At 65.1% G+C, this 22,127-nt stretch carries 18 protein-coding genes and 1 pseudogene; 9 read left to right on the plus strand and 10 right to left on the minus strand.

What is annotated here, in order from left to right:
- Nucleotides 1-150: 150 nt before the first annotated feature.
- The 4 genes from FG93_RS17100 to FG93_RS17115 form a co-directional block, all read right to left on the minus strand.
- On the minus strand, nt 151-594 hold the full coding sequence (locus FG93_RS17100) for an HD domain-containing protein (protein ID WP_200878123.1): 444 nt from the start codon (nt 592-594) through the stop codon (nt 151-153).
- Between the two features lie 322 nt (nt 595-916).
- Nucleotides 917-4,036 carry an autotransporter outer membrane beta-barrel domain-containing protein gene (locus FG93_RS17105; RefSeq protein WP_161783835.1) on the minus strand — a complete coding sequence of 1,040 codons (3,120 nt, stop codon included), beginning with the start codon at nt 4,034-4,036 and terminating at the stop codon, nt 917-919.
- 155 nt (nt 4,037-4,191) lie between these two features.
- Nucleotides 4,192-4,650 (minus strand): hypothetical protein, encoded by a 459-nt coding sequence (locus FG93_RS17110; RefSeq protein ID WP_043236435.1) that lies wholly within the window; start codon nt 4,648-4,650, stop codon nt 4,192-4,194.
- A 97-nt stretch (nt 4,651-4,747) separates the two neighbouring features.
- A complete protein-coding gene (locus tag FG93_RS17115; protein WP_043236438.1) occupies nt 4,748-4,960 on the minus strand; it encodes a hypothetical protein in 213 nt (70 codons plus the stop codon).
- A gap of 563 nt (nt 4,961-5,523) precedes the next feature.
- Between FG93_RS17115 and FG93_RS17125 the strand changes: the two genes are divergently transcribed.
- The 3 genes from FG93_RS17125 (at nt 5,524) to ppk2 (ending at nt 7,862) form a co-directional block, all read left to right on the plus strand.
- The gene (locus FG93_RS17125; protein ID WP_043236441.1) at nt 5,524-6,171 is read left to right on the plus strand and encodes an SGNH/GDSL hydrolase family protein; all 648 of its coding nucleotides are present in this window, start codon (nt 5,524-5,526) and stop codon (nt 6,169-6,171) included.
- 163 nt (nt 6,172-6,334) lie between these two features.
- Nucleotides 6,335-6,625 (plus strand): cupin domain-containing protein, encoded by a 291-nt coding sequence (locus tag FG93_RS17130; RefSeq protein WP_348270480.1) that lies wholly within the window; start codon nt 6,335-6,337, stop codon nt 6,623-6,625.
- Nucleotides 6,626-6,962: 337 nt separating this feature from the next.
- Nucleotides 6,963-7,862: a polyphosphate kinase 2 gene (gene ppk2, locus FG93_RS17135; RefSeq protein ID WP_043236446.1), complete on the plus strand. Its 900-nt coding sequence runs from the start codon at nt 6,963-6,965 to the stop codon at nt 7,860-7,862.
- Between the two features lie 125 nt (nt 7,863-7,987).
- On the opposite strand, the gene FG93_RS17140 is transcribed toward ppk2, so the two are convergent.
- Both FG93_RS17140 and FG93_RS17145 read right to left on the minus strand, forming a co-directional pair.
- Nucleotides 7,988-8,551, minus strand: a complete 564-nt coding sequence (locus FG93_RS17140; RefSeq protein WP_152579485.1) for a GNAT family N-acetyltransferase — start codon at nt 8,549-8,551, stop codon at nt 7,988-7,990.
- Nucleotides 8,552-8,763: 212 nt separating this feature from the next.
- Nucleotides 8,764-11,133: an Orn/Lys/Arg decarboxylase N-terminal domain-containing protein gene (locus FG93_RS17145; RefSeq protein WP_043236447.1), complete on the minus strand. Its 2,370-nt coding sequence runs from the start codon at nt 11,131-11,133 to the stop codon at nt 8,764-8,766.
- Nucleotides 11,134-11,488: 355 nt separating this feature from the next.
- On the opposite strand from FG93_RS17145, the gene FG93_RS17150 reads away from it, so the two are divergent.
- Complete coding sequence (locus tag FG93_RS17150) at nt 11,489-12,121, plus strand: HAD-IA family hydrolase (RefSeq protein WP_043236450.1); 633 nt, start codon at nt 11,489-11,491, stop codon at nt 12,119-12,121.
- A 224-nt stretch (nt 12,122-12,345) separates the two neighbouring features.
- Here FG93_RS17150 and htpG read toward each other — a convergent pair whose 3' ends face one another.
- Both htpG and FG93_RS17160 read right to left on the minus strand, forming a co-directional pair.
- Complete coding sequence (gene htpG / locus FG93_RS17155; RefSeq protein ID WP_043236452.1) at nt 12,346-14,226, minus strand: molecular chaperone HtpG; 1,881 nt, start codon at nt 14,224-14,226, stop codon at nt 12,346-12,348.
- A 67-nt stretch (nt 14,227-14,293) separates the two neighbouring features.
- Nucleotides 14,294-14,959, minus strand: a pseudogene (locus FG93_RS17160) (protein-L-isoaspartate(D-aspartate) O-methyltransferase); the annotation flags it as partial.
- A 227-nt stretch (nt 14,960-15,186) separates the two neighbouring features.
- On the opposite strand from FG93_RS17160, the gene FG93_RS17165 reads away from it, so the two are divergent.
- A complete protein-coding gene (locus tag FG93_RS17165) occupies nt 15,187-15,465 on the plus strand; it encodes a DUF3175 domain-containing protein (RefSeq protein ID WP_043236454.1) in 279 nt (92 codons plus the stop codon).
- Between the two features lie 87 nt (nt 15,466-15,552).
- Nucleotides 15,553-16,116, plus strand: a complete 564-nt coding sequence (locus FG93_RS17170; RefSeq protein WP_043236455.1) for a flavin reductase family protein — start codon at nt 15,553-15,555, stop codon at nt 16,114-16,116.
- Nucleotides 16,117-16,242: 126 nt separating this feature from the next.
- On the opposite strand, the gene katG is transcribed toward FG93_RS17170, so the two are convergent.
- Both katG and FG93_RS32925 read right to left on the minus strand, forming a co-directional pair.
- Entirely contained in the window at nt 16,243-18,429 is a 2,187-nt protein-coding gene (gene katG / locus FG93_RS17175) for a catalase/peroxidase HPI (RefSeq protein ID WP_043236457.1), read from the minus strand.
- 42 nt (nt 18,430-18,471) lie between these two features.
- Complete coding sequence (locus FG93_RS32925; RefSeq protein WP_161783836.1) at nt 18,472-18,636, minus strand: hypothetical protein; 165 nt, start codon at nt 18,634-18,636, stop codon at nt 18,472-18,474.
- A gap of 91 nt (nt 18,637-18,727) precedes the next feature.
- Here FG93_RS32925 and FG93_RS17180 point away from each other — a divergent pair, with 91 nt between their 5' ends.
- The 3 genes from FG93_RS17180 (at nt 18,728) to FG93_RS17190 (ending at nt 22,121) form a co-directional block, all read left to right on the plus strand.
- Nucleotides 18,728-19,633 (plus strand): hydrogen peroxide-inducible genes activator, encoded by a 906-nt coding sequence (locus FG93_RS17180; protein ID WP_043236460.1) that lies wholly within the window; start codon nt 18,728-18,730, stop codon nt 19,631-19,633.
- Between the two features lie 118 nt (nt 19,634-19,751).
- Nucleotides 19,752-20,759 carry a LacI family DNA-binding transcriptional regulator gene (locus FG93_RS17185; protein ID WP_043236584.1) on the plus strand — a complete coding sequence of 336 codons (1,008 nt, stop codon included), beginning with the start codon at nt 19,752-19,754 and terminating at the stop codon, nt 20,757-20,759.
- A gap of 78 nt (nt 20,760-20,837) precedes the next feature.
- On the plus strand, nt 20,838-22,121 hold the full coding sequence (locus tag FG93_RS17190) for an extracellular solute-binding protein (RefSeq protein WP_043236462.1): 1,284 nt from the start codon (nt 20,838-20,840) through the stop codon (nt 22,119-22,121).
- Nucleotides 22,122-22,127 lie beyond the last annotated feature (6 nt).

The raw sequence follows: 22,127 nt of genomic DNA on the forward strand, positions 1-22,127 counted from the left end.
CGCAGCCGTCGCCTCTCGCGACGGCTGCTGCTCCATAGGCTGCGCGCTAAAGCATCGGACCGAAAAGTGGAATCCGGTTTTTCGGAAAGATCCGATGCTCAAACAAAGAGATGGATCGCCCCTCCTGCGTCCGAACGGACGCGCGGCGATCTAGCGTTTGAGCGGGGTCTCAGCGAGTACGCGCAACCCCGCGGAATACTTGTTGAAAAGCCTTTCGCGGTCATAGACCTTGTTCATCCGCTCTTCCGCCAGGTTGTCCCGGATATCGGCTTCCTTGACGAAGCGCGCCAACGGGTGGCCGGCGGCGCGCCGGATATAGTCGACGTATTCCTCGCCCTCGCGCCGGGTCAGGGCTTCGAGCGCAGACAGGATCTCCTGCGAGAAGCCCTCGCGATGCAGGTCGGCGAGCGTCCATTTCGAATCCTGGACGACATCGTGCAGCGCCGCGATGATCGCCGATTCCTCATTGCCACCTGTCAGGAAGTGGACCATCAGCCGCATCGGGTGGGCGATATAGGGGGCGCCGGTCTTGTCGAGCTGGCCGGAGTGAGCCTCTGCCGCAATATCGATCGCGCGTTCCAGGGTTGCCATCATTCAACCTCCAGGGATCCCACAGCTTAGATCATCCGACCGGATATCGTATCCGGTCCGATGACCTAACCTTCCTTGTGTGCATCGACTTTCCCGAAAACCGCAATCCACTTTTCGGGCCGATGCTTTAGGCTGCAAGGCGCCCGCCAGGAAGGTGGGGCGTGACCGGCGTCAAGGCGAGTCGAAAGAGCTCTGGCGCCTGGTGCCGGCGAAGGCCCCGGGGCTGCCGGGCAAGTCAGCTTCTGGGCAAGTCCGCTTCCGGACAGACGAGGCACGCCGCGGCGGCGCGCAGAGCTCGGCGGCGGATGTCAAAGCTTCATCGCCGCTACCATGTCACGCGAAGCCCGAGATTTCCGCCAAAGCCGCGGCTGCGATTCGAGTCGGCATTGGTCAGGTAGCTCGCCTTGGCGTAGAGGCTGACCGCCGGCGTGACCTGCGCCGTGACGCCGCCGCCGATTTCGAAGGCGGTCGCGCCGCGCTGCGTCGTGATCAGGTTGGTGTCGAAGAGCGTCTTGTCGCTGCCGCCGAAGCTGCGCCAGAGATTGGCGGTCAGATAGGGCCTGATCTCCGTCGTGCCCCAGAGCAGGCTGCCCCGCAGGCGTGCGCCGATCCGGCCGGTCAGCGCGTCGCTGCTGTCCTGGCTGATCGCGGAGAACAGATCCCTCGTCCGGTCGAGCGATGTGCGTTGCCAGATGAGCTGGCCCTGCGGCTCCAGGACGAAGCCGCCGCCAAGAGCGATGGGATAGCCTGCCTCGAGCGAGCCGGTGAAGACCGTGCCATCGGCTTCAGACCGGATGCCGCGGTCGGAACGGGGCGTGCCATCGAGCCAGCTGTTCATCAGGACGGTGTCGAGATACCAGCCGGCCGGGCCGATATGGGTCCAGTAGGCGCCGAGGCTGTAGGAATTGAGCCCGAGCTTGCCGGTGGAGGCGCGCAACTGCCCGAGGGCGAAGCCGCGCACGTCCCCCTCGGCCCGCCCATAGCCGAAAAAGGCGCCGAAACGGTCACGATGTCCGCTTGGCCAGTCGATGCCGTAGAGATCGAGGCCGGTCTGCAGGCCGATGATGCTGCCCTTGAATTCCGGGCTGACATCGCCCGAGAACCGCTGTTCGCGCTGCTGGCCGAAGATGCGTCCCCATCCGGCCGACGCGATGCCGGTTCCCCGCAACAGGTCCTGGTCGCCCTGGCGCTCGTGAAAGGTTCCGAGCGTGCTGAGCGCGACCATGCGCGCGGTCGCGGATGTGAGCGCATTCGTGGCGACTTCGGGACGATAGAGCGCCACCACCGGCCCGTCCGGGGTTGCAATCGTCGGTGCGCCCGGCGATGGCGCCAGGATGGCGCTCTCGGCGCCTACAGCCAGTTGAGGCTGCGGCACCACGGTTGTCGGCGGGGGCAGGGTGGAGCGGAGATACCAGTTCTGCTCGGTGCCCGCCGCGATGCCGCCGCGATAGAGGGCGTATTCGAAGGCCCCCGCCGCAATCGGCCCGGCCTGGCTGAAGGCTCCGGCTGCGGTCGTCGCACCGTTCAGGGTGTCGACCACCTTGATGCCGCTGCCGAATGTCAGTGCGCCGGTTCCGCCCAGGTTGACGACCGTGATCCCGGTCTGCCCGCTCGCCAAGCCGCCGGAGATGATCAACTGGTCCGATGGCGAGGCGCTGTCGCCAAGTACCGTCTGCAACCGCATGCGCGCGTTCTGGCCGGCATAGTTGCCGATGATCATGAGGCTGTCGCTCGCGGCCGCCGGGCCGTTGGTCAGATCGATGGTGCCGGCATTGTTGACCGTCACCAGCTGGCCCGGCGTGAAGGGCGCGATCGCATGCACGCCATTCCCGGCGAAGACGGTGCTTGTCGCATCGATCGACAGCGTGCCCGTGCCGGTGCCGGCGTCGCCGAGGGTCAGCGTGCTGGCGAAGGTGAGCTGCGAGTTGTTGGTGAGTTCAAACAGCTCCCAGTTGGTGAAGCGGGCGACCCCGGTTGCGCTGGTATTGTTCCAGGTCAGCCGATCGATGCCGGGCCCGCCATCGATCACGGCGGCCGGCACGATGTGCGCCGCCGTCAGACCGGTGAAGATGGCCAGGTCATTGCCCGCGCCCAGCCGGAAGCCGGATTCGAGCACGCCGCCGCCGCTCCAGTTCACCGTGTCGGTGCCGGTTCCGCTGAGCAGGAAGCCGCCGACGCTGCCCCCAGTGATGTTGAAGACGTTGTTGCCATTGCCGAAATTGACGAAGCCGCCGATGCGCCCGCCCGACAGGTTGAGCGTGTCGTTGTTCTGCGCCGCCAGCACATTGGTGACGACCAGCCCGCCCGACATGGTCAGCACGTTATTGGCGAGCGTCATGTCGATCGAGCCGATCTGGCCGCCGGTGACCGTGACGAAGTCGCCTTCGTTCAGTCCGCCGGTGATGACGCCGCCGGACACCGTCGCGAAGTCGAGTTCGCCGCCCTGATTGACGGTGCCGTTGATCGTGCCGCCGGTCATCGTGAAGCGATCGACGCCGTCGCCGAGACCGCTGCCCTGGTCGAGAGTGCCGTTCACCACGCCGCCGCGCATGATGAAGGTATCGGCGCTGTTGCCCTGATTGATGTTGCCATTGATGGTGCCGGAATTGTCGATGACGATCGACGCGTTGCCGGTGCTGACGATGTTGCCGTTGATCGTGCCTGTGGCGAGGTTGTTGACGGTGTTGAGGCCGTTGCCGGCAAAGGTGATCGCGGCGCCGGTCCCGCCATTGATCTGTGCCGCCGCGCCGCCGACGCCGTTATTGATGGTGATGGTCTGAGCCGCGCTGGATGCACCGGTGCCGGCAGCGACGCCGTTGGTCGTTCCGCGAATGATGCCGCTATTGTCGATGACCAGCGCGCGTGCCGTGGCGCCGGCCGCAAAATTCTGGTTCACGCCGACGCCTGTGCCGCCGCCTGTCGCCGTCCCGACGATCGTCGCACCAGTGGCATTGACGATCTGGATGGTCGAGGCCGCATTGCCCTGCAGGAGGGACACGGCGAGCGCATTGCCGGCTCCCGCGTTCGTCGCGGACAAGATGCCGAAATTGTTGAGGATGCTCGTCCCGGCGCCTGTCCCGGACGAGAAGGTCACGCCGGTAAAGGTGCCGGCGGCGTTTCCGGATGAGATGATCGAGCCATTGTTGTTGAGCAGGTTTCCAGCCGTGTTCAGCCCGAAGGTGATCGCCTGACCTGTCGCCGGAGCCTGCTGGACGGTCGCTCCCGGCGCGACATTGATGGTGACGGGCGTGTTGGCCGGCGCCGCAAAACCATCGACATCAGTGCCCGAGCAGGTCACCGTTGCGCCGAATCCCGGCGGATCGGGCGTGCACTGCGCCTGGGCGGGCAAGGCTGCAAAGAGCCCGACCAGACCGGAAACAAGGGTGGAAACCGAGCCGTGAGCGGAGTTTCGCCTTGCCCCGGTCGCTCGAAGCCATCGCCCCATATGCACGCCCCGCTTGTATCTAGGTCCGGGTATGATGAAGCGGGTTGAGCATTTAGTCGACCGGAAAAAGCGACGGAGCCGTCGCCACATCACGAACGCCTGTGAATGCTTGGCGGGCGGCAATCGTCCCTTAGGCGTGGCGCGCAGTTGCTTGTCTAGAATGCAGGCGGAGGCAGTTCAAAGACGGATTTCACACTCACCCCGGTCTTCTGGGCGACAAGCTCAGCCAATTCGTTGAAGGGCTGGGATTCTCCCTGGCAGGAGATACCGCGTGTATCGGCATAACTGACGTGGATCTTCGAGCCTGCTTGCCCGACATTGGCCTTTCCGTATACGACCTTTCGGAACGGGCCTTGATCGTAGATCGCGCTGATGCAGTAGGCGAAGACGGTGCTGCCGGTTATGCCCTTGCTCGCGAAGGGGCCTGAGATGCTGGGGACCTTGAGAGGAAGATAGCCAAGGGCCCAATGGCGGCCGAGATTCTCGATCGCCACGGCGGCAACTGCCTTCCGCTGTTGCGGCGTGTCTGCTGTCTCCGGGATTTTTTGATCCAGAGTGCTGACGCAGGCGGAAAGACCGAATGCGAGAAGGGCGACAACAGCAGGCTTCGTCATGGCGAACCAATCGTGGGAGGAATCCAATACGCCTCTAGCAACCCCCGGTTGGTCGTTCCAGGTCGCTCCCATGCGCCTTTGGTCGATGATCGATGGGCTATTCGCCCAACAGAAACACGCGCCAGAATCGATCCGTGGCGAATGCGGCTATGAAGAACGACATGACGGCCAGCCCCCGGTGCCCTTCGGAGAGCGGCCAGTCCCATGCCGCGCCAGTGAGCCAGATGAGGCCGGCAAAGCTGGCGCCGAAGCTCGCGCAGAAAAACAGCCCGTAGAGCAGCACGGGCCAGAGAACGTGTTTGAGGATCATGCGCCCTCAATTCCTGGCCACTATGCCCCCGATCGATTTGTGCAGTTCATGAAGGCCATATGTGCAGGCGTTCCGCGGCGCGCGGCCTGCCATTTGATCTTGCCCGGGCGATGGGGATCGGCGGAGACCGAGCCACCATTATTGAGGGCACAGCTGCAGGCGCGAACATTGTTCATGCCCCGGCATTCCGCTCTCGTCCCGCCTGACTGCGCCGACGCAGTCGACACCAAACCCAGCATGCCCAACAGCACGCTGCTCATGACCCAAGGCATCCTCACGACCAAAGTCATCTTCACGGCAATCTCCCCACAGCCTGACGCAACGTTCCACGCAGTGTTGCGGCTGTCCATGGGGCAGCGCCTTCTCGTTCCCCCCTCGGGCAGGGCTTGCTGGTTGCGAGGCTTCGGATGGGAAGGCGGCTTTCCGCGTCCAGGCCACCGTGGCTCTGGATCTTCGATGGGCTTCGCTCCCGTTCCGGCGATACGGCACGTCGTCCGACTCGGAAAAGCAGTCGAGCCCTATGCGGCGGCGCTGACCGCACTCTGCGAAATCTGGATGGAACGATGAACTTCAACATTCTGGCATTCGGCGACAGCCTCACCTGGGGCTCGGATCACCAGCAGGGCAGTCGCCATGCCTTTCAGGATCGCTGGCCGAATGTGCTTGCGGCCGGACTAGGGGGCGCAGCGACCGTCGTGGCCGAAGGGCTCGGGGGCCGAACGACCTGTTTCGACGATCATATGTCGCCGTCTGATCGAAACGGAGCGCGGATCCTGCCGACGCTGCTCGGCAGCCATTATCCCGTCGACCTGCTCATCATCATGCTGGGCGCCAATGATCTCAAGCCGCATATCTGTGGCCGCGCTGCGGGCGCTGCGGCGGGAATCGACCGGCTGATCGAGATCGCGCAGAGCTTTCCCTATGGCTGGGGCGCGGCGGCGCCCAAGGTCCTGGTGGTTTCGCCGCCGATTTTCGCCGCGTCGCGCGCGGCGGACGGGTTGCCCGCCGGCGGGCGCGACATTGCCGAGTCACAACGCCTGGCAGCGGAATATGAAGCCGTCGCCCGGCGCCGCGGCTGCAGCTTCTTCGATGCGGCGTCGGTTGCAAAGGCTTCGGTCATCGACGGCGTGCACCTGGACGCGGAAAACACCCGCAATATTGGGCTGGCCCTTGTGCCTGTGGTCGCCTCGATCATCAAAACGTCGAGTTAGGTCATAGGACCGGAATCGCATCCGGTCCGATGATCTCTGGTTTTGCAAGCCCGCCGTTCTTCGCCCGTCCGAAATCCCGGCGCGCCAGCGCGGCGGCGGTGCCAAGACGATCCCGCTCGTCACCCGCCGCACGGGATCGACCAGCTTCATCAATGGCATCACCATCTTCGAGCCCGGGGCTGCGATCCCGCTGCACAGCCATAATTGCGAAGAGAGCGTGATGCTGCTCGAAGGCCAGGCCATCGCCGAAATCGATGGTGTCGAGTACCCGATCACGGCAGGCGACATCACGTTCATCCCCGCCAATCTTCCGCATCGGTTCCGCAACGTCTCGACGACCGAAGGCATGAAGATCCTCTGGAACTATGCTTCGATCGACGCGACACGAACGCTGCTCGGGACAGGCGATACGCGTTCGATCGACGACGAGCACCAGGCGCCTGTGGCGACCTGAGAACGGGTCGCCAGCATCACCCATGGGCTGAAGGTGGTTGGGGCGGCCTGCCGAACGGATAGCTCGGCGAGCGAAGCCGTGTCGGTTCCTGGATCGCAGCCGCTTGGCTGTCCGTCGAACAGGCGTAGCTTCAGCACTTATGGGTCATCGCAGCGTCACTTTAGCCGGCGAGACTGCTGCGGCAGGAACTGGTGCCGGTGGCGCGGGTTTCGCCTTTCAAGCGTTGCGTCCCGCTCCCGCCGCGGTTTGTCGAGGTCTTCGCAAGGCCCCTGCAAAACCGCGGTTTGGTGCGTCCGCACCCTCGCTTGTCGAAACGCATGTCAAAGGTTCGCAACTCATGACACCCGATCTGGACCGGATCAAAGCCGAGATCGCCGACAGCTTCGACGAGGAACTGGAGCTGCAGCTTGAGGAGGACCGGCTCGACGAACTTGTCTCCGAGGGGCTGGGCTCGGGAGGCCCGACGCTGGACCGGAAGGTGTATTTCCGGGAGCTGTTCAGCCTGCAGCATGAGCTCGTGCGGCTTCAGGACTGGATCCAGTACAAGAAGCTCAAGGTCGTCGTGCTCTTCGAAGGGCGCGACTCGGCCGGCAAGGGCGGCGCGATCAAGCGCGTGACGCAGCGGCTCAATCCGCGGATCTGCCGCGTCGTGGCGCTGCCGGCGCCGACCGAGCGCGAGCGCCACCAATGGTATTTCCAGCGCTATGTGCCGCATCTGCCGACGGCTGGCGAAATGGTGCTGTTCGACCGCAGCTGGTACAACCGCGCCGGGGTCGAGCGGGTCATGGGGTTCTGCACGCAAGACGAACTGGAGGAGTTCTTCCGCTCCGTTCCGGATTTCGAGCATATGCTCGTGCGCTCCGGCATCATCCTGATCAAATACTGGTTCTCGATCACGGACGAGGAGCAGGAATTCCGCTTCCGCATGCGGATCGCTGATCCCCTGAAGCAGTGGAAGCTCTCGCCGATGGACATGGAGAGCCGGGTCCACTGGGAGGACTATACCCGCGCCAAGGAGGAGATGTTCGATCGCACCCATACGGAGCACGCGCCGTGGTGGGTCGTTCAGGCGGTCGACAAGAAGCGCGCCCGGCTCAACTGCATCGCGCATCTGCTCAGCCAGATTCCCTATGAGTCGGTGCCGAAGCAGGACATCACCTTGCCGGAGCGCGTGCGCCATCCCGACTACATCCGAAGCGCCGTTCCGCCGGAGCTCTTCGTTCCGGAAGCCTACTGACGGCCATGTGTCGGGCGGTTGACTGAAGGGGCCGGCCGCGCCGCGACTTGAACGTCAGCGGCGCGTCCCTATTGCGCTTTGCGAAACGCCAAGATCGCTGTTCAGGTCGCCGAGTTCATGCCGATTCAGGGCGCGGGCAGGGTGGCGCCGGCGCCGAGCGACCTCTGCACCATGACGCTGTCGGACCATTTGCCGTAGCGATAGGCGACGCCCGGCAGCAGACCGACCCTGGCGAATCCGAAGCGCTCGTGCAGGGCAAGCGAGGCGGTGTTCTCGGCGTCGATATAACCGATCATCTGCCTGAAACCCGCCGCCGCACAGGCGTCGATCAGCGCCTGCATCAGCAGGCGCCCGATCCCCCGTCCGAGATGGTCGTGGTGGACATAGATCGAATGCTTGACGGTGAAGCGATAGGCCGGGCGCTTGCGGAACAGGACGACATAGGCATAGCCGACGACCTCTCCACCCAGGGTCGCGGCCAGATGCGGCAGGCGGCGGTTGCGCAGGTTCTTGCGCCGGTCGCGCAGGTCGTCCGGCTGCGGCGTGCCGCTGTCCTCGACACCGGCCTCGATGCCACGCCGGATATGGCGGCGATAGATCGCCAGCATCGGCTCGACATCGGCATCGCGCGACGGGCGGATGATGATCGGGGTTTCGTTCTGCATGGCGCGTCGCTGCCCTCGACGCATCGGCCCGAAAAGTGGATTGCGGTTTTCGGGAAAGCCGATGCGCAGCCAGAAGGTTAGAAGCATCGGCCCGAAAAGTGGATTGCGGTTTTCGGGAAAGCCGATGCGCAGCCAGAAGGTTAGAAGCATCGGCCCGAAAAGTGGATTGCGGTTTTCGGGAAAGCCGATGCAAACCCGGAGGATTGGATCATCGGACCGGATACCGGCCCGATGATCTATCCCTGAGCCTGTTCGCTGACGACATAGGTGTGGAGCCGCACCCGCCCGGTGGCATCGGTCTCGCGATAGATGCCCTGGATCTCGACATCGAAGCCGGGGAAGGCATTGAAGCTCGCCTCGAACATCCTGAGGTAGTCGATCATCGGCTGGGCCCGCCCGGTCAGCCGCTCGCCTGGAACGATGGATGCGATGCCTGGCGGATAGACGACGAAGGGCGTCGTGGCGATGCGCCCGGCAATGGCGTCGATCGGCAGGTAGTCGACATCGTTGCGCACCAGGCAGCGTGCTGCATCATGGGGCGACATCGCCATTTCCGGCAGGTGCTCGGGCGAGAACTGTCTCGCCTGCAACCCGCTGACATCCGCCTCGCGGAAGAAGCGGTGCATCTCGCCACAGAGATCGCGCAGCCGGACCCCGGCATAGCGCGAAGGCCGGCGTCGGTAGAACTCGGGGATCGCCTCCTCCAGCAGGGCGTTGTCGTCATGCAGCTTCTTGAAAGCGACAAGGCCGCTGATCAGGGTGCCGGCCTTGCTCGCCTCGACGCCCGGCGTCAGCAGGAAGAGCAGCGAGTTGAGGTCGTTCTTCTCGGCGACGATCCGGTTCTCGCGCAGAAACTGGGCGACGACGGGCGCCGGGATGCCGTGTTCGACATAGCTGCCGGTCGCGCGGTCGAAGCCCGGCGTCAGCAGCGTCAGCTTGTTGGGGTCGGTCATGGCAAAGCCCGGCTCCAATCCGGGAAAGCCATGCCAGGTCGCCCCCGGCGCGAGCTGCCAATAGGCCGGGTCCAGGGCGAGCTGGTCGGTCGAGACCATCTCCCAGGCGACGTCATGGACCGCACCCTCGCGCGATGCGTCGGGAATCGTCACCCGGTCGGGCACGAAGGGCTCGAAGAACCAGCGCCGCTCGGGCCGCGCTTCCTTCTCCTCGAATTCGCGCCGGACGGCCCGGATCTTCTTGCGCAGCTCGATTCCGAGCCTGATCGTGTCGTCCCAGAGCACTTCGCCGGAGCGGCCCTTCATCATCTGCGCGCCAACATCCAGCGAGGCGAACAGCGGATAGAAGGGCGAGGTCGAGGCATATTGCATGAAGCTCTCATTGAAGCGGCGATGCTCGACCCGGCGCTTCTGCCCCCGGATGTGTCTGTCCTTGATGTGGATCTGCGAGGCCTGGGAGAAGCTGGCCAACTGCTTGTGCGTCGATTGCGTCGCGATGATGCCGGGCGCATCGGGTCCGAGGTCGGAGAGCCCCATCGCGAAACGCCCGGCATAGAGCGGGTGGAACTTCATGAATCCGGCCCAGGCCTCGTCGAAGAGGATGTAGTCGCAGAGATGCCCGATGCGCTGCAGGATCATCTCGGCGCTGTGGATCGAGCCGTCATAGGTGCATTGCTCGACCACGGCGACGCGGAACGGGCGCGGCTTCTGCCAGGCATCCCGATCCGTGACCAGCGGATGGATCCTGATGCGCTCGCGCAGAGCTTCCTCGTCGAATGTGTCCCAGCGCATCGGCCCGATCAGCCCCCAGGCGTTGCGGACGGTAGGAACATAGACCGGGATCCCGCCGCCGATCAGCAGGGCGCCATGATGGGCGGCCTTGTGGTTGTTGCGGTCGAAGAGCACGAGGTCGCCATCCGTGACCAGTGCCGCGAGCGCGACCTTGTTGGAGGTCGAGGTGCCGTTGAGGACGAAATAGGTCTTCTCGGCGCCAAAGATCTGGGCGGCTTCCTTCTGCGCTTTCAGCGCGGGTCCCTCATGGGTCAGCAGGTCGCCGAGATCGAGCACCGAATTGTCGAGGTCGTCGCGGAAGACCGCCTCGCCGAGATGCTCCATGAAGACGCGCCCGATCGGACTGCGGCTGTAGAAGACGCCGCCATTATGGCCGGGGCAGGTCCACAAATGATTGCCCTCTTCGGCATAGTCGACGAGCGCACCGAAGAACGGCGTCTTCAGCGTCTCGGCATATTGCTTGAGGCGGCTGATGAGGCTCTTGGCGATGAAGGGCGGCGTTTCCTCCGACAGGAAGATGTACCCGTCGATGAAGTCGAGCACCTCGACCGGCACGTCCTCGAAGCGCTTGCGGCGGATCAGAAGGATGATCGGGAAGTCGAGCCCGCGGCGGCGCATCAGGTTGATCAGGTGCGCCGTCTTGCCTTCCAGCCCCTTCTTGCCCCAGTCGACCACCATGCAGCCGATGGCTGCATCGGTCTGGACCGCGATCTCGGCATCTTCCAGCTTGCGCGCCTTGACGACCTCGAAGCCGGAGCGCTCGATCTCGTCGACGATCTGGTTGAACCGGATCCCCTCGAGATCCTCCGCGTCGAAATTTGGCGTCGCGAACAGGAAGGTGAAGCGCCTGAAATAATCCATGCCGGCCCCGTCGGTGCGAGCTGCGATGTGTCGGTGATGACCGTCGGACGACGTTTCACCAGATTATGTGACAACCATGCATGCGGCGAAGAGATCCGGCTGTGGTCAATTTCCGTCCTTGGGCATTCGAGCTTGCGCTGGTGGATCGCGCCAGCAGCAGACCTCGGTTACTCCACGAAATCCGGGCTGTCCGGAAAATGGCACTGTGATCCGCGCTTGCGAAGCGCTACCGGACAGGCGGCATCTCATTCGCAAGCAGCCTCTCGTGCGCAAGCAGCCTCTCATGCGAATGAATGTCCTCAAGCGCTGCCGATCAGGGTATCGCCGGCACTCCTCTCATAAGCTCCGCACTGTCATGCCTCGCTACGCGCTTGCCATCTTCGATTTCGACGGAACCCTTGCCGATAGCTTTCCGTGGTTCTGTTCGGTGCTGAACGGAACCGCGCGGAAATTCGGGTTCCGGGAGGTCCAGGAGCATGAGAGGGATGATCTCCGTGCGCTGGGCAGCCGCGAGATCGTTGCACGCCTTGGTGTTCCCTTGTGGAAGATGCCCGCAATCGCCGCGCATATGCGTGAGCTCAATGCGCAGAGCCAAGGTGAGGTTCGCCTCTTCGACGGGGTCGAGCGGGCGCTCGAAACTCTGGCCCGTCATCACATCGCGATCGCCGTGGTCAGTTCTAATGCGGAGGAGACGATCCGGCGAACGCTTGGTCGGGCTGCGGACCATGTCAGCGCCTTCGACTGTGGCGCCTCGCTCTGGGGAAAAAGCGCCAAGTTCAAGGCCGTCGCGAAGCGGCTGGGCGTGCCCCGCGAGCGCGCGATTGCGATCGGCGATGAGGTCCGTGACATCGAGGCGGCACGCAAGGCCGGGATGGCCTGCGGCGCGGTAACCTTCGGCTACAACGCGCCTGCCGCTCTGCTGGCTCAGCGGCCGGATCTGGTCTTCGAGGATTACGCTGATCTGCAGGCACAGTTGACCGGTGCCTGAGGCTCAGGGCCTCGCCCGAGGCCGTTCATCCCGATGATTCAGAATCGCAGAATTCCCTGGCAATACCTTGGTTTACAAGAGTATTCTCTTGAGCGGATCTGCCGGTTCCGCTCCCGCCTTGGAGTTTCGTTCAGCGCCCGCCAGCAACCGCAGCGACGGTTGCCGGCCATTCGCGTGGAGCCGATAAGACGGCGCGCCGGATCGGCACGCGCCTCCCTGGGTTGCTACGATGCTGCGAGGCTGAGGGCGACAAGCCGGCTCAGGCGCTCGGAGAAGGCCTTGGCATCGGTCGGGCGCTCGCCGTCGAGCACGCGGGCCGTATCGAGCAGCAGGTTCGCGACATCGCTGCGCACGGCCTCATTCCGGACGCCGGCCAGCCCGACGATCATCTCGTGGCGCGGATTAACCTCGAGGATCGGCTTGCTGGCGCTCTCGATGCGCCCGGCCGCGGTCAAAAGCCGCTCGAACTGGCGATCCGGGCCGTCTTCCGCGGCGACGAGGCAGACCGCGCTGTCGGTCAGCCGCTCGGAGGCCCTGACATCGGCGACCTGGTCCGCGAGAACCTCCTTCATCGCCGCGAGCAAGGCCTGCACCGCCTCACTCGTTTCAGTGGAGGGCGGCGTCGCGTTGTCGAGCAGCGGGATCAGGCTGAGATCGGCCGCACCCTGCGTCACCGATTTGAACGGCTTGCCCTCGAATTCCGGCGCTCCCGAAACCCAGAAGCTGTCGACGGGATCGCTGAGCAGCAGCACCTCGATGCCGCGCGCCCGAAAACCTTCGAGCTGCGGGGAGGTCGCGATCCTGCCCGCATCGTCGCCGGCGATATAGTAGATCGCCGTCTGGTTCTCCTTGAGCGCTCCGACATAGTCCTTCAGGCTGCGCCGGCCCTCGCTCGCAGCCGTCGTCCTGAAGCGGGCGAGGCCGAGCAACTGCGCGCGACGCTCGAAATCCTCGTAGATCCCTTCCTTGATGACCGAGCCGAAGTTCTCCCAGACCTTGGAGAAGGCGTCGCCGTCCTGTTCGGCGAGCTTCGCGAGCTCGGAGAGGACGCGGTTGGTGACGCCCTTCTTGATTGCGCCGAGCAGCGGGCTGTCCTGGATCATCTCGCGCGAGACGTTCAGCGGCAGATCGGCCGTGTCGACGATGCCGCGCACGAAGCGCAGATAGCGCGGGAGCAGCTCCGCCTCATCGGTGATGAAGACGCGCTTCACGTAAAGCTTGATGCGCCCCTTGCGATCGGCATCGAACAGGTCAAAGGGGCGCCCGCCCGGCACGAAGACGAGCGCGCTGTATTCCTGACGACCCTCGGCGCGGAAATGGATCGTCGCGGCAGGCTCGTCATATTGCGCGGCGACGCTGCGATAAAAGTCCGTGTATTCCTGCGCGTCGATCTCGCTCTTCGGCTTCGCCCAGAGCGCCGCGCCGTCCGCCAGCGGGGTTGCCTCCGCGCCCGGCTTCTCGATCAGCGCGATCGGCACCGGCACGTGGCCCGACTGGTCCCTGACAATGCGCTCCAGCGTCCAGCGCTCGGCATAGGACTTGGCATCCTCCATCAGGTGCAGGGTCACGCGGGTGCCGCGCAGGGGAGCATCATCCAGCGCGACGGGAGCGACAGTGAATTCGCCCTTGCCGTCCGATGACCAGAGCCAGGCCTCGTCGCTGCCGGCGCGGCGGCTGACGACATCGACCTTGTCCGCGACCATGAAAGCCGAGTAGAAGCCGACGCCGAACTGGCCGATGAGCTGCGCGCCTTCCTTGCCCTCAGCGGTCGCGATGCGCTCCAGGAAGCCGCGCGTGCCGGAGCGGGCGATGGTGCCGAGCGCCTCGATCATCTCGTCGCGGCCCATGCCGATGCCGTTATCGGCGATCGCGAGCGTGCCGGCCTCCGGATCGGCCGCGATCGTGATCGCTAGCTTCAGTTCGTCGCCCAGAAGCTCCGGCCTGGCGATGGCCTCGTAGCGCAGCTTCTCGCTGGCGTCGGCGGCGTTGGAGATCAGCTCCCGCAGGAAGACATCCCGGTCCGAATAGACCGAGTGCACCATCAGATGCAGGAGGCGGGAAACATCGGCTTCGAAGCTGCGGCTTTCGGCGGTCTTGGTTGTCATGGCTGCACGCTGTCTGGCTGGTGAACTCGGCGCGTCAGATGCCTGGAATGGCCGGATCTTTCAAGACAGACCGCGCATCCGCCCAGCCCTGCTCGCCGATCAGCGGAACGAAGGCGACAGGGCCGAGATCCTTGTCCTCAAAGCTCGTCTCGCTGCGGCGCACCACCTTCAACAGCGATTGTCCCCCATCCTGCACCCCGACCGGAATGACCAGCCGACCTCCGATGGCCAATTGCCGCTTGAGGGCCTGAGGCACATCCGGGCTGCCGGCCGCGACCAGGATGGCATTGAAGGCCTGCTGTTCCGGCCAGCCCAGCGTGCCATCGCCGACAGCCAGCTCGATATTGTCATAGCCGAGTCTCTCGAAGCGCTGCCGCGCCCGCTCGCCAAGCGATGCGTGCCGTTCGATGGCATAGACCCGCTCGGCAATCCGGCTGATCACCGCCGCGGCGTAGCCGGAGCCGGCGCCGACTTCCAGCACGCGGTCCCCCGGCCCGATCTCTGCCGCTTCGATCATCAGGGCGACGATCATCGGCTGCGAGATCGACTGGCCTTCGCCGATCGGGAGGGGGCTGTCCTCATAGGCAAATTCCTCGAAGCCCTCTTCGACGAAATCCTCCCGGGGAACCTCCCGCATCGCTTCGAGCACAGGCTCTGATCGGATGCCCCGGAGCGCGATCTGCGTCTCGACCATATGCCGGCGTGCGCGGGCGAAATCCGATTGATCCAGCATGGCGCTGCTCCTGCGGTTGGCTGGCAAACGCGGATGTTCCGATCAAACGGGCGAGCGCTCGCTGCGTTCCTCTTTGCCCAGGTGCAGGGAGCATTTCGTAGTGGTGCGCGTTCATGGGGGATGAGGAGGCATGGGTGGTAGTCAGGGACGGTCGCTGCACGGCCGGCAGTCGCGGCTGAGGGCAGGGAAAGGCAGGAGCAAGGAGGCAAGGAAGGCAGGAGGCAGGCATGGCGGGAAATCAGCAGAAATGGTCCGCGGAGGTCGCCAGGCATAGCGATGCGCTCGACCTCGACAAGGACGTGTTCGCGTCGCGCGATCCACGCGCCATCGCGAAGTCCCTGAAGCATTCGGCCGAAGAAAGTCATCGCCGCAAGACGACGCCGTTCCGTTCGGCCATGTCGATGCTGACCTTCCACATCAACCGGGCCGGAACCAAATTGTCGCGGTCGCAGAAGAAGGTGCTGGAAGCCGCCAAGGATGAGCTTCGTCGCGAATTCCATCGCTGAGCCTGCGCCTGGAACCAGGTGGGCAAGGCCCGGCACGGACGGGTAAAGCGGCCTGGCATCGCCAACGCAAGATGGGAGAGGGCGCCCGTGCCAAAACGTCCGGAGAAACGCGATTTTCCCGTCAGCCAGGTGCGCCGCTATCTGGAACCCGGACCCATCGTGCTGGTGTCGTCGCGATGGCGGGGCGCCGACAATGTCATGACGCTTGGCTGGCACACGGTTCTGGAGTTCTCGCCGTCGCTCATCGGCCTGATGGTGTCCAGCGGCAATCACAGCCACGGAATGATCCGCGAAAGCCGTGCCTGCGTCGTCAATCTGCCGACCACGGCCTTGACCGATGCCGTCGTCGGGATCGGCAATACGACCGGGGCGGAGATCGACAAATTCGACCGGTTCAAGCTCACGGCAGAGCCCGCAAGCAGCGTCGATGCGCCGCTGATCGGCGAATGCCACGCCAGTTTCGAGTGCCGTCTTCATGACGATGCGCTGGTCGAGCGCTATAATTTCTTCATTCTCGAAGTGGTGAAGGCGCATGTCGCACCGTCGCCGCAGCGCCCCGAGACACTGCACTACACCGGCGAGGGCGTTTTCATGGTGTCGGGGAAGACCATCAGCCGTCGCGCGCAATTCCGGCCGGAGAGGCTGCGCTGAGCCGCACGCGTGTCGCCAGCGCCGAGGGGCCGCGCGTCTATTCCCTGTCGGCCGGGCCGGAAAAGCGCGGACGCCTGGGGCGGGCAGAGCTTCAGCGGCCGCCCGGAGGCGGCCGCTGAAGGCTTTTCACCTGGATCGGGCCAGGTCGAAGCGATCGAGGTTCGTCACCTTGGTCCAGGCTGCAACGAAGTCTTTCACGAACTTCTGCTGCGCGTCGGAGCTGGCATAGACCTCGGCGAGCGCGCGCAGGATCGAGTTCGACCCGAACACGAGGTCGACGCGCGTGCCCGTCCATTTCGGCGCGCCGCTCTTGCGGTCGGTGCCCTCGAAGATGTCCTTGGACTCAGGCCTCGCCTTCCACTGCGTGCCCATGTCCAGCAGGTTGACGAAGAAGTCGTTCGTCAGCGCGCCGGGCCGGTCGGTCAGGACACCTTGGCTCATGCCATCGACATTGATGTTGATCGCGCGCAGTCCACCGACCAGCACGGTCAGCTCGGGCGCGGTCAGCGTCAGCAGCTGCGCCTTGTCGATCAGGGCTACCTCGGCCGGCACCCTGAGGGTCGCCTTCTGGTAGTTGCGGAAGCCGTCCGCCTGCGGCTCCATCACGTCGAAGGCGTGGATGTCGGTCTGCCCCTGCGAGGCGTCGGTGCGGCCCGGTGCGAACGGCACGGTCACATTCTGGCCGGCAACCTTCGCCGCCTGCTCGACGCCGGCATTGCCCGCCAGCACGATCAGGTCGGCGAGCGAGACCTCCTTGCCGCCGGTCGCGGCCAGGTTGAACTCCGACTGGATGCCCTTGAGGACCTTGAGCACCTTGGCGAGCTGCAGGGGCTGGTTGACCTCCCAGTCCTTCTGCGGCGCCAGGCGAAGGCGCGCGCCATTGGCGCCGCCGCGCTTGTCGCCGCCGCGGAAGGTCGAGGCCGAGGCCCAGGCGGTGCCGACGAGCTCGGAGACGCTCAGGCCCGAGGCCAGGACCTTGGCCTTCAGCGCAGCGACGTCCTCGTCATTGATCAGGGGATGCTCGACGGCCGGCACCGGATCCTGCCAGACCAACTCTTCCCGGGGCACTTCCCGCCCGAGATAGCGCGAACGCGGGCCGAGATCGCGATGGGTCAGCTTGAACCAGGCGCGGGCGAAGGCCTCAGCAAAAGCCTGCGGATTCTGCAGGAAGCGGCGCGAGATCTTCTCGTAGACCGGGTCGACGCGCAGCGACAGGTCGGTCGTCAGCATGGTCGGCTTGCGCTTCTTCGACGGATCATGGGCGTCGGGGATGACGGCCTCGGCGTCCTTCGCCTCCCACTGGATGGCGCCGCCGGGGCTGCGGGTCTGGACCCATTCGTATTTGAACAGGTTCTCGAAGAAGTGGTTGCTCCACTGCACCGGCGTCTGCGTCCAGGTGACCTCGATGCCGCTGCCGACTGCGTCTGCGCCAAAGCCGGTGCCGAAATTGCTGGCCCAGCCCAGGCCCTGCGCCTCCAGCTCTCCGGCTTCCGGGTCCGGCCCCTTGTGGGATTCGGGCGCCGCGCCATGGGTCTTGCCGAAGGTATGGCCGCCGCCGATCAGCGCGACGGTCTCTTCGTCGTTCATCGCCATGCGGGCGAAGGTTTCACGGATGAAATGGGCCGCGGAAAGCGGGTCGCCATTGGCGTTCGGGCCTTCCGGATTGACGTAGATCAGGCCCATCTCGGTAGCGCTGAGCGGGGCATCGAACGTGTCGAGCGGGCGATGCGTCAGCCAGGCGGTCTCGGAGCCCCAGTTGACGTCGAGATCCGGCTCCCAGGTGTCGGTACGGCCGGCGGCGAAGCCAAAGGTGCGGAAGCCCATCGTCTCCAGGGCGACGTTGCCGGTGAGGATCATCAGGTCGGCCCAGGAGATCCGCTGCCCGTATTTCTGCTTGATCGGCCAGAGCAGGCGGCGCGACTTGTCGATATTGACGTTGTCCGGCCAGCTGTTGAGCGGGGCGAAGCGCTGCTGCCCGCGGCCGCCGCCGCCACGGCCGTCGCTCAGGCGGTAGGTGCCGGCGGCGTGCCAGGACATGCGGACGAATTGCGGGCCGTAATGGCCGAAATCGGCCGGCCACCAATCCTGCGAGTCGGTCATCAGCTTGCGCAGGTCGTTCTTCAGCTCTTCATAGTCGAGCTTGCCGAATTCCTCGCGATAGTCGAAGGCCTGGTCCAGCGGATCGGATTTGGAGGAGTGCTGGTTCAGCAGGTCGACGCGCAGCTGGTTGGGCCACCAGTCGCGGCTCTGGGTGCCGCTGGTCCCGTGAGCGACCGGGCATTTCCCGGCTCCATCCTCAGTTTTCGCATTCATGATTCTCTCCAATTCACATTACGCTGGTCGCGCGTTTCTCAATCACAGGCGGTCGGTGCGGGGCAGCGACCCGTGGTCATGGCCTGCCAGGCCTGCCAGCCGGGCGGCTGGAAACAGGGGCGATCGACAGGCGCCGGCGGCTGGGATGGCCAGACCGGCCATGAGCAGATCGCCACCGGCCTTGATCATGCGGGGCGGTCTCGGCATTGCCTGCTCCTCGTCTTCGCAGGGAGCGTCTTAGCAAAAGGGTTTCATTATTTTAATTCCGATTTTCTGATTGCGTCGATAAGCTAAAATTATGACGAACCTGACACTGAAGCAGCTGCGCTATTTCGAGGCGCTGGCCCGCCACGGACATTTCGGACGTGCGGCTGAGAGCTGCGCCATTTCCCAGCCGGCCCTGTCGATGCAGATCAAGGCCTTCGAGGAAGAGCTCGGCGCCGAACTCTTCGAGAGGGACAGGCGCCAGGTCCGGCTGACGAGCTTTGGCGAAGAGATCGCGCTCCGGACCAAGGATATCCTGCGCTCGGTCGATGAGCTGGAGGACTATGCGCGCAGCTCGCGCGGAGGGCTGGTCGCCAAGCTGCGCATCGGCGTCATTCCGACGGTCGCGCCCTATCTGCTGCCCGGCCTCATCGCCGACCTGACCCGCCTCTATGACGGCCTCGACCTCCATGTCCGCGAGACGCTGACACCGAAGCTCGTGCAGGAGCTGAATGAGGGCCGGCTTGACATGGCGGTCGTGGCCTTGCCGGTCTCGGAGCCGTCGCTGACCGAGGCCGCCCTCTTCACCGAAAGCTTCGTCCTCGTCCGGCCGCGCGAGGATGAGGGAAAGCCCGCCCCCAATCGCGAGGCGCTGCACGAAATGCGGCTGCTGCTCCTGGAGGAGGGGCACTGCTTTCGCGATCAGGCGCTCTCGTTCTGCAACAAGACCCCGCGCGCCATGCAGCCACGCGATCTGCTCGACGCAAGCTCGCTGTCGACCTTGGTGCAGATGGTCGACGCTGGCCTGGGCGTCACCTTGATTCCGGAAATGGCGGTCTCGGTCGAGACCCGCTCGGCTTCGGTCTCAGTCACTCGCTTCAAGGATCCCCAGCCGTCGCGCACGATCGGCATGGTCTGGCGCAAGACGAGCCCGCTTGCGAAGCAGTTTGCGCAGATTTCCGAAGCCGTGCGCCTCTCGGCCGGAGCCCGTCGGCTGTAGGAGAGGGCGGACGGCCCGGCTGCCTCACGCCACGCTTGATAGGGCTTTCCAAAACGTTTTGGATGGCGTTATCCTGATCACAGAGCAGCGAAACGTCCAACCGATTGCCGAGACGCCGATGAGTTCCTTGCGCGTGCTGGCGCAAACGCTGGGGTTGTCGATCACGACCGTCTCGCGGGCGCTCGATGGCTATGGCGATGTTGCGCTCGCGACGCGGGAACGTGTGCTGGCAGCGGCCGAGGCAGCCGGTTACCGGCCCAATTCCGCCGCCCGGCGCCTGCGGCGCGGGCTCACCGAGATCGTCACCATGGTGCTTCCGGCCGAGCCGGGGCATTTCAACGAACCGCTCTATATCGAGCTCATGGGCTCGATCGGCGAGCGGCTTGCGGAGCAGGGCTATGATCTGACCTTGATCGCCGCGCTGCCCGGCCCCGACGAACTCAAGACCTATCGCCGCCTCGTCGACGGTCGGCGCACCGACGCCATCATCGTCGTCCGCACCCGGCGCGAGGATGCGCGCCTGCGCTACCTCACCGATTCCGGCTTTCCCTTCGTCGCGATGGGGCGCAGCGATTTTCCCGAACCCTATGCCTTCGTCGATGGCGATGGCGAGGCCGCGTTCCACGATGCCGTGCTGCGTCTGGCCGCGCTCGGCCACCGCAGGATCGGCCATCTGGCGGCTCCCTCGGCCTTCACCTTCGCGCATCTGCGCCGCAGCGGCTTCGAGCGGGCCAGTCGCCAGGCTGGCCTTTCGGCTGAGATCGTCGAGGACAGCGCAAACGAGGCCGGCGGCTATCGGGCAGCGAAGCTGCTGCTGGCGCAGCCGGAGCTGCCCAGCGCCCTGCTTTGCGCCACCGACAGCATGGCGCTGGGCGCGATGCGCGCCATTCGCGAGCGCGGTCTCGTCGTCGGGCGCGACATTGCGATCATCGGCCATGACAATATTCCGGCCGCGGCCTTTTCCGATCCGGCGCTCGCGACGATGGAGCTGCCGATCGCCGCAACGGGGCGCCGCCTTGCGGAGATGGCTCTGGCCCGCATCGGCGGGGCGGATCCGCGCGATCTGACAGAGATCAATGCCGTCGAGTTCATTGCACGCGCCTCGCTCGGGGAGGCGCGAACCTGACCCCATCGCGGACGGGGCAGGCCGCTCGCAGCCGCACCGTCCGATGCCAGCCAGAACAAGCGAGACAGGGAGGAGCCTATGAAGACGCTCAATCATCTGGCGATCGCCGCCTTCGCGGCGGGGGCCGTGCTCGCTGCGCCTGTCGCCAGGGCGCAGGATGTCGTCTTTCTGTCGACACAGCTGCGGCCGATCGACGAGGCGCAGAAGGTGCGCGACGTGCTGCTCAAGGGCGCGCCGAAAACCACCTATGTGGTCGAGGAGCCGCCGCAATTCGCGGTACGCATGAAGGCGGAGCAGGCGGCCGGCAAACGCACGATCAGCCTGGTGGGGGCGCTGCACGGCGAGTTGCAGCCGCTGGCGCCGGCGGGCTCGCTCGACGCTGTCGACGATCTTGCGGCCAAGCTCGGTTCGAGCGGCATACCGGCCGGCCTGATGGAACTCGGCAAGCTCGGCACGCCCCATCAGCAATATATCCCCTGGATCCAGGCGACCTATGTTCTGGTCGTCAAGAAGGAGGCGTTGCCGTTCCTGCCGGCTGGCGCCGATGTCAACGCGCTGACCTATGAGCAGCTCGCCGCCTGGGGCAAGGCGATCCAGGACAAGACCGGCCAGCGTCGCATCGGCTTTCCGGCGGGGCCGAAGGGCCTGTTTGCCCGCTTCGTGCAGGGCAACCTCGTGCCGTCCTATACCGGCTCGATGGTGACGGAGTTCCGCTCGGCCGCAGCCGAGAAGGGCTGGACCGATTTCAAGGCGCTCTGGGCGACGGTGAACCCCAACGCGAACAACTACAATTTCATGCAGGAACCGCTGATGGCGGGCGAAGTCTGGATCGCCTGGGACCATATCGCCCGCGTCAAGGATGCGCTGACCGCCCAGCCCGACCAGTATCTCGTCGTGCCGCCGCCGGCTGGTGCGAAGGGGCGCGCCTATATGCCCGTCATTGCCGGGCTCGCCATCGCGAAGGACGCGCCGAACCGGGCCCAGGCCGCGGCGGTGATCGAGCATCTGCTGAAGCCTGCGACGCAGCTTGCCACGGCGCAGGAGGTCGGCTTCTTCCCGGTCGTGGATGCGCCCCTGCCGCCCGACCTGCCGGCAGGCGTCAAGCTGCTCGCCGATGGCGTCGCCAAGACGCAAGGCGCGAAGGACGCGATCGTCGCGCTCCTGCCGATCGGCCTTGGCGACAAGGGCGGCGAGTTCAACAAGGTCTATTTCGACACGTTCCAGCGCATCGTGCTGCGCAACGAGCCGATCCGCGCGGTCCTCGACGCGCAGGCCGAGATTCTGCGCACGCTGATGACCCAGACCGCCGCGCCCTGCTGGGCCCCGGACAAGCCGAGCCAGGGCGCCTGCCCGGTCACCTGAGCTTCG

Origin of the sequence: Allobosea sp. LC85 (genome assembly GCF_000735605.1) — a bacterium.
In the GTDB taxonomy this organism is placed as follows: domain Bacteria; phylum Pseudomonadota; class Alphaproteobacteria; order Rhizobiales; family Beijerinckiaceae; genus Allobosea.

What these genes read in the sequence shown, in the direction of transcription:
- FG93_RS17185 (WP_043236584.1), top strand. Translation starts at nt 19,752, where the DNA reads ATGAGTTCCTTGCGCGTGCTGGCGCAAACGCTGGGGTTGTCGATCACG.
- htpG (WP_043236452.1), bottom strand. Translation starts at nt 14,226, where the DNA reads ATGACAACCAAGACCGCCGAAAGCCGCAGCTTCGAAGCCGATGTTTCC.
- FG93_RS17145 (WP_043236447.1), bottom strand. Translation starts at nt 11,133, where the DNA reads ATGGATTATTTCAGGCGCTTCACCTTCCTGTTCGCGACGCCAAATTTC.
- FG93_RS17105 (WP_161783835.1), bottom strand. Translation starts at nt 4,036, where the DNA reads ATGGGGCGATGGCTTCGAGCGACCGGGGCAAGGCGAAACTCCGCTCAC.
- FG93_RS17115 (WP_043236438.1), bottom strand. Translation starts at nt 4,960, where the DNA reads ATGATCCTCAAACACGTTCTCTGGCCCGTGCTGCTCTACGGGCTGTTT.
- FG93_RS17125 (WP_043236441.1), top strand. Translation starts at nt 5,524, where the DNA reads ATGAACTTCAACATTCTGGCATTCGGCGACAGCCTCACCTGGGGCTCG.
- FG93_RS17150 (WP_043236450.1), top strand. Translation starts at nt 11,489, where the DNA reads ATGCCTCGCTACGCGCTTGCCATCTTCGATTTCGACGGAACCCTTGCC.
- FG93_RS32925 (WP_161783836.1), bottom strand. Translation starts at nt 18,636, where the DNA reads ATGCCGAGACCGCCCCGCATGATCAAGGCCGGTGGCGATCTGCTCATG.
- FG93_RS17100 (WP_200878123.1), bottom strand. Translation starts at nt 594, where the DNA reads ATGATGGCAACCCTGGAACGCGCGATCGATATTGCGGCAGAGGCTCAC.
- FG93_RS17140 (WP_152579485.1), bottom strand. Translation starts at nt 8,551, where the DNA reads ATGCGTCGAGGGCAGCGACGCGCCATGCAGAACGAAACCCCGATCATC.
- FG93_RS17180 (WP_043236460.1), top strand. Translation starts at nt 18,728, where the DNA reads ATGACGAACCTGACACTGAAGCAGCTGCGCTATTTCGAGGCGCTGGCC.
- katG (WP_043236457.1), bottom strand. Translation starts at nt 18,429, where the DNA reads ATGAATGCGAAAACTGAGGATGGAGCCGGGAAATGCCCGGTCGCTCAC.
- FG93_RS17110 (WP_043236435.1), bottom strand. Translation starts at nt 4,650, where the DNA reads ATGACGAAGCCTGCTGTTGTCGCCCTTCTCGCATTCGGTCTTTCCGCC.
- ppk2 (WP_043236446.1), top strand. Translation starts at nt 6,963, where the DNA reads ATGACACCCGATCTGGACCGGATCAAAGCCGAGATCGCCGACAGCTTC.
- FG93_RS17165 (WP_043236454.1), top strand. Translation starts at nt 15,187, where the DNA reads ATGGCGGGAAATCAGCAGAAATGGTCCGCGGAGGTCGCCAGGCATAGC.
- FG93_RS17190 (WP_043236462.1), top strand. Translation starts at nt 20,838, where the DNA reads ATGAAGACGCTCAATCATCTGGCGATCGCCGCCTTCGCGGCGGGGGCC.